Consider the following 11013-nt stretch of genomic DNA (forward strand, 5'->3'; position numbering starts at 1 on the left):
TGTCCAGGCCTTGATCGGGGCAGGCCTTGAGCATGGGAAACAGCGTGCCTATGGTCTTGCCAATGCCTGTAGGCGCTTGGGCCAGGAGGCAGCTGCCGCCTTCGGGCGCGCGCGCGCAGCGGTACACGGCGACCGACAGCGCGCGCTGGCCCGCGCGAAAACTGCCCAGAGGAAAGGTCAGCGCCGTCAGCGCCTGGTCGCGCGCGCGCCGGTGCGCGTGTTCGCTTTGCGCCCATTGCAGAAAGCGCGCGCATTGCGCCCCGAAGAAGGCCTGCAGTTCGGCGGCTTCGAAGGCTTCGGCGATCGCGTATTCCTTCTGGTTGCCGATGTTGAAGTAGATCAGCGCCACCTTGAGGCGCGCCAGCGCGCGTTCGCTGCACAGCAGATGGCCGTAGATCTTCGCCTGCGCCCAGTGCAGCGCGCGGTGGTTGGCGCGGATCGCGTCGAGGTTGCCGCGGTAGGTCTTGATTTCCTCGAGCTGTCCGGCCGCGGCGTCGTAGCCGTCGGCGCGCCCGCGCACGCGCAGCGTCCCGTAGTCGCCTTGCAGCGCGAGCTCGGCTTCGTAGTCGGCGCCGCGCCGCGACTGCACCAGCTGATGGCCTTCGATGCCCTGCTGGGCCGTGGGCGCAGGCGTGAAGCGCAGGTCGAGGTCGCCCTGCTTGGCAGTGAACTCGCACAGCGTGCGTACCGAGACGGTATAGGTCATGGCCCGTCTCCGGCCACGCGCCACTGCACATGGCATACGCTCACCGGAATGCCGTGGTCGCTGCAGTATTGCAGCCAGCGGATCTGGTTGTCCTGCAGCTTGTCGCCCGGGCCTTTGACTTCGACGAGCTCGTAGCGCTGTTCGGCGGGCCAGAAGCGCACCAGGTCGGGAAAACCGCTGCGATTGGTCTTGACGTCGGCCAGCAGCCGCGTGAAGAGCAGCTTGAGATGCGCGGCGCTGATGCAGTCCAGCGCCAGGCGCAGCAGCGGCTCGGTCAGCGCCCCCCAGAACACGAACGGCGACTGCACGCCCTGCTTGTCGGCATAGCGCGCCAGAATGACGGGCGCGTATTCGCCGGTGTCGAGCAGCGCGAGACAGCGGGCGAACTCCGCGGCGCGGCGCGCGCTGAAATCGGGCGCGCTCAGGTCGGCCGGCCCGCTCTGGAACGGGTGGAAGAAAGCGCCTTGCACGGGCGCGAAGATCGCGGGCCAGCACAGCAGGCCGAACAGCGAGTTGATGAGTGCGTTCTCGACGTAGAACACGGGGCTCGCAGCGTCGTGCCAATGCGCGCGCAGCGCGTATTCGACCGACATCGGCGCCGTGGGCGCATCAAGCACGATGTCCGCGCGCATCTGCACCAGCGCCTGGCTGGCCGCCGGGCGTGGACGCGCCTTGGCCCGGCCCGTGTTGCGCAGCAGGCGCGGCAGCATGCGCTGGAGCTTTTGCAGTTCTTCGTCGCCTTCGGGCGCCAGCTGTGCCTGCAGCGCCTGCGCCAGGGCTTCCTCATGGCGCTCCAGGCGTTCGAGCACGCGTATGCGGCGGTGGCGCGCGCCGGGGTAGCTGCACTGCGCATAGGTCTGCAGCGCCTCGTCAAACAGCCCCGCGCGCTCGCAGGCATTGCCCAGGCGCAGCAGCAGCTTGGCGCGGCGCTTTTCGAGCCAGGGGTTGGGACTTTCGCAGGCGGCTATGGATTGCAGCATGGCCGCGGTCTCGGCGCCTTCTTCGAGCGCCTGGCGGCAGGCCTGCAGCGCCAGATAGGCGTCGATGTCTGCCCTTGTCTGGAAAGCGCGCGAGGCGGCGTCGAAGGCCACGCTTTCGTACTTGAACACGCCCAGGTCGGCGAGCACGAACTCGGTCCAGTTCTGGTGCAGGTTGCCGAAGAACATCAGCCGCAGGCGCTCGCTGAGTTCGCCCAGCATCACGCGCCAGACGGGCTCGCTGGCCTGCGGATGCCACTCGGCGTAGCGCCGCGGCGCCGCATGCACGCCGGCCAATGCTTGCAGCCAGTCGGACTTGCGCGGGCTGCTGCCGCGCTCGGCGCTGGCGAAGACTTCGGCGAGTTCGCTGCGCGTGTGCAGATCGAACAGTTCCTCGAGCAGCATGGGCGCCTGGGTGTCGAGCCAGCCCAGGGACAGCAGCGGTTGCGCCGCGCCCTCGATCCCGGGAATCTCCTCGTAGACCAGCTTGGAGGCGCGAAACCACGGCCCGCGGCGCATCAGCATGCGCACCAGCAAGGCCTGGGACAGCGCGGGCAGCGCGGCGAACTGCGCGAGAAACTCGCGTTCGCCCGCATCAAGCAGGTCGCTGTAGCGCTGTTCTATCCAGGCCAATGCACGCTGGAAGTTGTGCAGATAGTAGTAACGGTGCGGGGGCACCAGGCTGACGCTCGCCATGCTTCAAGCCGCGCTTGCGGTCTCCCTGCGCTGCAGACAATGGACGTGAAAACCGGAGCGGTCGACAGGTGTGAACATTCACAGACTGTACATAAATACATGTTTTCCCGGCCAAGGAAAATCCATGAAACGCGCTTTGCTACTGTGTCTGTAGCGAGCCCCGCTGACGGTGGGCGCGCCCTGGGCGCATGTGGCATTCCTGCCAGCGCCGGTGTTTGGGCTGCATATGTCGATCGGGCCGGCGGCATCCGCAGGCACAATCGCTGCTTGCAAAAGATGGGGGGATGCGTTGCGCATCCGTGGGGTCGATCGCAATTTCAAATCCAGAGGTCACAATGTCTGCTCTTTTCGCTTCCCGGTTTCTGAAGGGTGTCGCCACGCTTGCCGTGGGTTCGGTGGTCATGGCCGGTGCGGCCCGGGCGCAGGCGCCCGCACCGATCAAGGTGGGGGTGGCGCTCGATATTTCCGGACCGTTTGCGGCACCGGGTGCGGAAATCCGCGACGGCCTGAACCTGGCCATCAAGCTGCTGGGCAGCAAGCTGGGCGGCGTGCCCGCCGAATTCATCCAGGCCGACATGGCCGGCAACCCCGAGCAGGCGCGCCAGCTGGTCGACCGTTTCATCCAGCGCGAGAAGATCGATCTGTTCACCGGCCCTGTTGCCTCGAACGTGGCGCTGGCCGTGGGCCCCACGCTGTTCGCCGCCAAGGTGCCTTATCTGTCGGCCAACGCCGGCCCCAGCCAGCTCGCGGGCGCGCAGTGCAATGCCTACTTCTTCGGCACCAGCTACCAGAACGATTCCATGCACGAAGCCGCGGGCCAGTACGCGGCGAACAAGGGCTACAACAAGGTCGTGATCATGGCGCCCAACTACCCCGCGGGCAAGGATGCGCTCAACGGCTTCAAGCGCCTGTACAAGAAGCCGCTGGCCGACGAGATCTACACCAAGGTCGGCCAGCTGGACTTCGCCGCCGAGCTGGCCCAGCTGCGCGCGGCCAAGCCCGAGGCGGTCTACATCTTCCAGGCCGGCGGCATGGGCATCAACTTCATCAAGCAGTTCATGGCCGCGGGCCTGAACAAGGACATCACGCTGATCTCCTCGCCGTTCACCGCCGACGAGGACATCATCCCGGCCGTGGGCGCCTCCATGGTCGGCCTGTTCAATGCCTCGTCGTACGCGCATGACCTGCCGGTCGCCGCGAACCAGAAATTCGTCGCCGAGTTCCGCAAGGCCTACAACGGCCGCTATCCGTCGCTGTATGCGGCGTTTGCCTACGATGTGGTGATGAACATGGACGCGGCCGTCAAGCAACTGGGCGGCAAGGTCGGCGACAAGCCCGCGCTGGCCAAGGCGCTCAAGACCGCGGCGTTCGACTCGGTGCGCGGCCCGGTCAAGTACGGCAACAACCAGTTCCTGATCCAGGACTACTACCTGCGCAAGATCGTGCAGGGCGCCGACGGCCGCGTGACCAACCAGCTGCAGCCGGGCAAGGTGTTGACCGCGCACCAGGATGCGTTTGCGGCCCAGTGCGCGTTGAAGTGACTGGGCTGGAGATTTTGGCCAACAGCGGGATCCAGCAGATCAATACCGTTCGCCCTGAGCCTGTCGAAGGGCGTTTCAGGGCGCAATCTGCGTGCCCCCAAACAGCATTTCGTATTGCTTTAGGCCCTGCGTTCATCCTTCGACAGGCTCAGGACGAACGTAAGCCTGCAGCGGCCATGCTGTTTCTTGAGAACGCATGGCGAGACGTGTCTCGCTTAACCGGCTCAGGACGAACGCATTACCGACTCGCGCGGAGCGACGAATGGACCTGACTTTTTTTCTCGAACAGATCTTCAACGGCCTGGGGTATGGCTTCATGCTGTTCCTGCTCGCGGCCGGGCTGACGCTGGTGTTCGGCATCATGGACACGCTGAACCTGGCCCATGGTTCGCTGTTCATGGCCGGCGGCTATGTGTCGGCAACGGTGCATGCGCAGTCGGGCTCCTTTCTTGCCGCGGTGCTGGTGGCCGTGCTGGTGACGGTGCTGCTGGCCGTGCTGCTCGAAGCGCTGCTGGTGCGCCGGCTCTACGGCCGCGACCATCTGTCCCAGGTGCTGGCGACGTTCGGCATCGTGCTCGTGGCCGATGACGTGGTCAAGTTCCTCTGGGGGCCGTCACCCATCATGGCGCCCACGCCCGCGCTGCTGTCGGGGCCGGTGGAACTGCTGGGCCTGCCTTATCCCTCGTACCGGCTGCTGATCCTGGGCGCGGGTCTGGCCGTGGCCGCGGGTCTCTATGTGCTGGTCAATCACAGCAGGCTGGGCATGCTGGTGCGCGCCGGAGCGTCCAACCGCGCCATGGCCGAGTTCATGGGCGTGCGCGTCTCCCGGGTCTTCACCATCGTGTTCGCGCTGGGCGCGGCGCTGGCCGCGCTGGCCGGGGCGCTGATGGGGCCTATCAGCGCCGTCTCCATCGGCATGGGCGAAGCGATCCTGATTCCCGCGCTGGTGGTGATCGTGATCGGCGGCATAGGTTCGGTGCGCGGCGCCTTCGTTGCGAGCCTGCTGGTCGGCCTGGTCGATACCGCCGGGCGCGCGTTCCTGCCGCCGCTGCTGCGCGAAGTGCTCGCGCCCGCGCTGGCCGCCGATGTGGGGCCGGCGATCTCCAGCATCGCCATGTACATGCTGATGGCCGGCGTCCTGGTCTTCAAGCCTTCGGGATTGTTCCCGGCCCGCGTATGAGTGAGTCTTCCATGAATTCCAAGGCTTCGCCCTGGGCCGCGCGCGCCGGCATCGCCGTGCTGGTGCTGGCCCTGGCGCTGGTTCCGCTGCTCGCGCCGCTGTTCGATCTCGATTACTACACCGGCTTCGTGCGCCGGCTGATGATTGTCGCGCTGGCCGCGGCCAGCCTGAACTTCCTGATGGGCCGCGTGGGCCTGGTGGCGCTGGGCCATGCGGGCTTCGTGGGCGTGGGCGCTTACGCGGTCGCGGCGCTGGCCGAAGCCGGCTGGACTTCGGCCTGGGCTGTCTGGGGCCTGGCCGGCGTGGCGGGCGTCGTGGTTGCCGGCTTCACAGGCGCGGTCGCGCTGCGCACCAAGGGCGTGTACTTCATCATGATCACGCTGGCGTTCGCGCAGATGCTGTTCTATCTCGCGGTGTCGCTGCGCAAGTACGGCGGCGACGACGGTTATACGCTCTATGCGCCGCTGCACCTGATCGGCGGCGAGAACGCGATCGCCGCCAGCGGCGCGCCGCTGTACTGGGTGGTGCTGGCCCTCGTGGCGCTGGTGCTGCTGGCGCTGTGGCGCATCGAAGCCTCGCATTTCGGCCGCGCGCTCGAAGGCATTCGCGACAACGAGACGCGCATGCAGGCCATGGGCTATCCCACCTATCTTCTGAAGCTCTGCGCGTTTGCCGCGGCCGGTGGCGTCGCGAGCCTGTCGGGCGCGCTGATCGCGACGCAGAACGGCTTCATCAGCCCGTCGCTGATGCACTGGACGCAATCGGCGCTGCTCATCGTGATGGTGGTCATTGGCGGCGTGGGCCGGCGCTGGGGTGCGCCGCTGGGCGTGGCCGTGTGGCTGGTTTTCGAAGAAGTGCTCAAGCAGTTCACCGAATACTGGCATGCGCCCATGGGCCTGCTGCTGATCGCCGTGGTGTTTCTCGCGCCCAAGGGCCTGTCGGCACTCGCTTCAAGAAAGGCCGCGCCATGACGCTGCTGGTCGCGCATCAACTCGTCAAGCGCTTTGGCGCGCTGCTGGCCACCGACCATGTGAGCTTTGCGGTCAACGCCGGCGAAATCCATGCCTTGATAGGCCCCAACGGAGCGGGCAAGTCGACGCTGGTCAACCTGATTTCCGGGCTGCTGCCCGCCGACGGCGGCACGCTGTCGCTGGACGGCGTCGACCTCACCCACCTTGCGCCGCACCGGCGCGTGGCCGCGGGGCTGTCACGCTGTTTCCAGGTGACCAGCATCTTCCCTAAGCAGACCGTGGGCGAGAACCTGCTGCTCGCGGTGCAGGCGCATGCGGGTTCGAGCTTTCGCTTCGCCAAGCCGCGTGAAACCGACCACGACCTGCTCGCGGCCGCCCAGGCGCTGGCCGAGCGCGTGACATTGGCCGGCGAATGGGGCCGCGTTGCCGGCACCTTGCCGCATGGCGCGCAGCGCAAGCTCGATGTCGCGCTGGCGATCGCCGCGGCACCCAAGCTGCTGCTGCTCGACGAGCCCATGGCGGGCATGGGCCCGGTGGAGTCGGCCGAAATGGTCGAGTTGATTCAACGACTGCGCCAGGACATGGCCATCTTGCTGATCGAACACGACATGGACGCGGTGTTCCAGCTCGCCGACCGCATCTCGGTGCTGGTCTACGGCAAGGTATTGACCTGCGGCACGGCCGCCGAGATCCAGGCCGATCCGCAGGTGCAGGCGGTATACCTGGGCACAGAGACCGATCTCCTGGGGCTGGCTGCATGAAGAACATTCCATTGCTGGCCTGCGCAGGCCTCGAAGCCGGCTATGGCGCAAGCCAGGTGCTGTTCGGCATCGATTTCCACATCATGCAGGGCGAGGTGGTGACGCTGCTGGGCCGCAACGGCATGGGCAAGAGCACCACCATCAAGACCATCATCGGCGCGCTCAGGCCCAGCAAGGGCGAAGTGCGCTTCGCCGGCGAATCGGTGAACGCCAAGTCGCCCGACGCGATCGCGCGCCTGGGCGTGGCCATCGTTCCCGAAGGGCGGCACTGCTTTCCCAATCTTTCGGTGCGCGAGCACCTGATCGCTTTCGCCGCGCAGCGCAACGGACAACGCGATGCCTGGACCCTGGAGCGCATCTACGGCGTGTTTCCGCGTCTCAGGGAGCGCGCTCACCACATGGGCAACCAGCTTTCAGGCGGCGAGCAGCAGATGCTGGCCATAGGCCGCGCGCTGTCGACGAACCCGCGGCTGCTGATTCTCGACGAGGCCACCGAAGGCCTGGCGCCCGTGATACGCGAGGAAATCTGGCGCTGCCTGGCGACGCTCAGGGACGCGGGCCAGACGATTCTCGTGGTCGACAAGTATGTGCACCGGCTCGTGGCGCTGGCCGACCGCCACGTGATTCTCGAGCGCGGCAATGCGGTCTGGCAGGGAACGTCCGCCGAGCTCAATGCCGATCGCGCGCTGTGGCACGAACACCTGGGGGTGTGAGCCGCAACTGCGAATGAATGGCCCCATTGCGTTCGGGCGCGTATACCATTGCAGTCACTGTCGCTGTTGGTTGCGATGAACGTCATTGATCCCGTCACAGGAGATGCGCATGAATGAGTCAGCCAAACCGAACGACGCCGCCCCCCGCATGACCTTCTCGGCTCCGGTGGTCGTTCCCGCGCTGATCGTGCTGGCCGCGCTGCTGGTGCTGTGCGGTGTCTTTCCGCAGCTGGCCGACCGCGTCTTTTCGAGCGCCCAGGCCTGGGTGATCAGTCACTTCGACTGGTTCTACACCCTGGTCGTGTCGATGTTCCCGGTGTTTCTGGTGATGCTGGCGTTCAGCCGCTACGGCGACATCCGGCTCGGGCCCGACGACGCCAAGCCGGAGTTCAATTTCATCTCCTGGAGCGCGATGCTGTTTGCCGCGGGCATGGGCATAGGGCTGATGTACTTCGGCGTGGGCGAGCCGCTGCAGCATTACCTGAACCCGCCCACGCAAGCCGCGGGCACGCCCGCCGCGGCGCGCGAGGCGCTGACATCGACGTTCTTTCACTGGGGCATTCACGCCTGGTCCGTCTACGGTGTGATGGGCCTGGTGCTCGCGTATTTCGGCTTTCGCTACAACCTGCCGCTGACCATGCGCTCGGGCCTGTATCCGTTGCTGCAGCAGCGCATCAACGGCCCCATAGGTCATGGTGTCGACACGTTTGCGCTCGTGGGAACAATCGCCGGGCTCGCGACCACGCTGGGCTATGGCGCGCTGCAGCTTGCCGCGGGCCTGCACATCGTGACCGGCTGGGACACCGGAACGGTCGCGTTTCGCATCGGCCTGATCGTGCTGGTCGTGGGCCTGGCAGGGCTGTCGGCAGCCTCGGGCCTGGACAAGGGCGTGCGCCGGCTGTCGGAAATCAATCTGATCCTGACTTTCATCCTGCTGGGCTTCGTGCTGATCTTCGGGCCCACGGTTTACCTGTTCCAGGCGTTCAGCGAGAACATAGGCAACTATCTGTCCAACCTGGTGAGCCTGTCGCTGCGCACATTTGCGTATGAGCCCGCGCAGGACCCGGCCTGGTTCGGCGGCTGGACGATTCTCTACTGGGCCTGGTGGATCTCCTGGTCGCCTTTCGTGGGCATGTTCATCGCGCGCATTTCGCGCGGCCGCACAGTGCGTGAATTCATCGTCGGCGTGCTGCTGATTCCCACGGCCTTCAACCTGCTGTGGATGACGGCTTTCGGCAACGGCGCGATCTGGATAGACACCCATGTGGCCCAGGGCGCGCTGGCGCAGACCGCGGGCAATGTCGACGCGCTGCTGTTCCGTTTCTTCGAGTACCTGCCGCTGGCAAAGACGGTGTCCTGGTTGGCCATCCTGTTGATCGCCATGTTTTTCGTGACGTCGGCAGATTCTGGCGCCTATGTGGTCGATGCGATCGCATCGCGCGGTCATCCGCGCTCGCCGGTGTGGCAGCGGCTTTTCTGGGCCGCGGTGCTGGGCGTGACGGCGATTGCGCTGATGCTCGCCGGCGGACTCAAGGCCTTGCAGGCGATGACCCTGGTCGCGGCCTTGCCCGTGGCCGCGATCATGGCGGTGCTGTGCGTGGGGCTGTGGCGCGGTATGAAAGCCGACCTGCGCAACGCCTCCCAGGACTGGGCGCCCGCGACCAGCTTCTGGAACGGCCAGCACTGGCGCAAGCGTCTGGAGCTGATCGTGCGCCAGCCCAGCAGCCTCGACGTGCGCAGCTTCCTGCGCAAGACCGTGCTGCCCGCGATGCGCGAAGTGGCCGCGGAAATGGAGCGACAAGGGGTGCACGCGGTGGTGCACGATGACAGCGCGGGCCATGACGGCGACGCTGCGGGATCGGTGCGGCTGGTCATTCCCATCGCCGAGCTGCGCGATTTCGTCTATGGCGTGCGCCCGGTGAAGCGCAAGCTGCCCGGGTTCATCCTGACCGAAGTCACCGACGAGGAAGCCAATGCGCGCCGCCATGTCGTCGAGCCCATGACCTTCTTCGCCGATGGCCGCGAAGGCTACGACATCCAGTATCTGCGCCAGGAAGAACTGATTGCCGACATTCTGCGCAACTACGAACGCTATCTGTCGCTCAGCGCCGATCAGCGCAATCTGCTGCTCAACCGCGCGCCAGGGCACGTCGAATGACTGCGCGGCCGGGGCGGCTCTCGCCCCGGCCGGAGGTCAGCCCGTCACGGATTTCTTGCCTGGCGGGCGGCCCTTGACGGGTGTTGCGGGGCTGCGGCATACAAGTCTCAGCGGCCACAGGCTCACGACCAGCACGCCCTGCGGCGGCGGTGGTTTTCTTCGCGAGCCTTTCGCCACGCGCGCGGGCTTGCCGTCAAGAACGGAGTGGGGTGGGGTCAGTTGCATGGTCATGGCTCACTTCCTGCCGTACATAGGTGAGCGCGGCCCGTACAGCAGACCGTTCGCGCCGCCGGCGGAAAGCAGCCGCTGCGTGGCGATGCCCGCAATGTTGTGCGAGGCGTCGGTGGCCGTGCTCAGGATTTGATTGACGAGGGCGGTGATCAGCATGCCGGCCAGACCGCTGCCCGTGCTGTTGCCGCTTTCCTTGCTGGAGGCCGATGCCTTGCCCGACCAGAGCAGGTCACCGGTGCGCAGGTCGACCAGCTGAGCCTGCGCGCTGACCACGGTGGTGCTGTCGATCACCTGATAGATGGTGCCGTAGCGCGTGATCCTGATGCGCAGCGCGGCATCCGCGCCAAAGATATCCCTGAGGCTGGCCGCGGGGATGTCGTGTGCATCTTCGGCGCTCTGCATGCCGTTCTCGCGCAGGGTTTCGGTCACCAGCGCCACGGGCAGCACGTAGTAGCCGGCTTCGGCCAATGGAAAGGTCGCATGCGACAGCACGCTCGCCGTCGCCTGGACCTCCGGGGCTTCGTTGACGGGCGGCAGCACCAGGATGGACGCCGGATTTGCCGCACGGAATGCACTGTTGCCCTGCGCCGGCGTGCTCGCGCATCCCGTGAGCCAGATGCAGGCCACAAGCCAGGCGCACCCCTGCAGCACCTTGGTGATGGAAGGTGTGGGCATGTCAGTTCCCATTCTTTTTCAGGTTGCCAATGAGGTGGTCGATGTAGCGGGTCGACTCGGGAAACAACGCCTTTTCACGTTCCCAGGCGAGCAGCCCATCGTTGGTGCGACCGACTTTCAGGTACAGCAGCCCCAGATGGGCCTGGTAGCCGGGCGGCAGCGCGGCAGGGTCTTGCATCTGCGCCAGGCCTTCTTCCAGCGCCTGGATCTGTTGCTCGGCGGATGTACCGTCGTTCTTGAGATAGCTGTACACCTGATCGGGGTAGCTTTTCCAGTCATAGAGCGGCGCCAGCGCCGCGCAGCCCAAAAGCAGACAGCCCAGACCCAAGGCCGTGACGTGCAGGAACGGAGTGCGGAGTTTCATGGTCTGGCCTTTCAGTGCATGGTCGCGGGCAAAGCGGGCA

General features: G+C 66.1%; 10 protein-coding genes and 1 pseudogene. 6 read left to right on the forward strand and 5 right to left on the reverse strand.

From position 1 onward, the window contains the following. Positions 1-706 (reverse strand): annotated as a pseudogene (locus RR928_RS00120) (ATP-dependent DNA helicase); the annotation flags it as partial. Next, positions 703-2364, reverse strand: a complete 1662-nt coding sequence (locus RR928_RS00125) for a VRR-NUC domain-containing protein (RefSeq protein ID WP_332537638.1) — start codon at positions 2362-2364, stop codon at positions 703-705. The pseudogene RR928_RS00120 and the gene RR928_RS00125, both read right to left, overlap by 4 nt. A 350-nt stretch (positions 2365-2714) precedes the next feature. Between RR928_RS00125 and RR928_RS00130 the strand changes: the two genes are divergently transcribed. The 6 genes from RR928_RS00130 to RR928_RS00155 all read left to right on the forward strand — a co-directional run bounded on the left by RR928_RS00130 (position 2715) and on the right by RR928_RS00155 (position 9703). Next, positions 2715-3920: an ABC transporter substrate-binding protein gene (locus tag RR928_RS00130; protein WP_442881585.1), complete on the forward strand. Its 1206-nt coding sequence runs from the start codon at positions 2715-2717 to the stop codon at positions 3918-3920. 262 nt (positions 3921-4182) lie between these two features. Further along, positions 4183-5100, forward strand: coding sequence for a branched-chain amino acid ABC transporter permease (locus RR928_RS00135; protein ID WP_332681118.1), 918 nt, complete (start codon positions 4183-4185; stop codon positions 5098-5100). A gap of 11 nt (positions 5101-5111) precedes the next feature. After that, positions 5112-6071, forward strand: coding sequence for a branched-chain amino acid ABC transporter permease (locus tag RR928_RS00140; protein ID WP_332537606.1), 960 nt, complete (start codon positions 5112-5114; stop codon positions 6069-6071). Then, a complete protein-coding gene (locus RR928_RS00145) occupies positions 6068-6832 on the forward strand; it encodes an ABC transporter ATP-binding protein (protein WP_332537607.1) in 765 nt (254 codons plus the stop codon). The genes RR928_RS00140 and RR928_RS00145 overlap by 4 nt, the downstream gene beginning before the upstream one ends. Further along, positions 6829-7545, forward strand: coding sequence for an ABC transporter ATP-binding protein (locus RR928_RS00150; RefSeq protein WP_332537608.1), 717 nt, complete (start codon positions 6829-6831; stop codon positions 7543-7545). The genes RR928_RS00145 and RR928_RS00150 overlap by 4 nt, the downstream gene beginning before the upstream one ends. 109 nt (positions 7546-7654) lie before the next feature. After that, a complete protein-coding gene (locus tag RR928_RS00155; RefSeq protein WP_332537609.1) occupies positions 7655-9703 on the forward strand; it encodes a BCCT family transporter in 2049 nt (682 codons plus the stop codon). Positions 9704-9739: 36 nt separating this feature from the next. Here RR928_RS00155 and RR928_RS00160 read toward each other — a convergent pair whose 3' ends face one another. The 3 genes from RR928_RS00160 to RR928_RS00170 form a co-directional block, all read right to left on the reverse strand. Then, positions 9740-9934 carry a hypothetical protein gene (locus RR928_RS00160; RefSeq protein WP_332537610.1) on the reverse strand — a complete coding sequence of 65 codons (195 nt, stop codon included), beginning with the start codon at positions 9932-9934 and terminating at the stop codon, positions 9740-9742. Positions 9935-9937: 3 nt separating this feature from the next. Next, positions 9938-10609, reverse strand: coding sequence for a DUF799 domain-containing protein (locus tag RR928_RS00165; protein WP_332537611.1), 672 nt, complete (start codon positions 10607-10609; stop codon positions 9938-9940). Between the two features lies 1 nt (position 10610). Next, positions 10611-11013 (reverse strand): DUF4810 domain-containing protein (locus RR928_RS00170; RefSeq protein WP_332681124.1); only part of this gene is annotated, 403 nt, incomplete at its 5' end.

The organism is Comamonas sp., from assembly GCF_036666375.1.
Lineage (GTDB): Bacteria > Pseudomonadota > Gammaproteobacteria > Burkholderiales > Burkholderiaceae_C > Comamonas.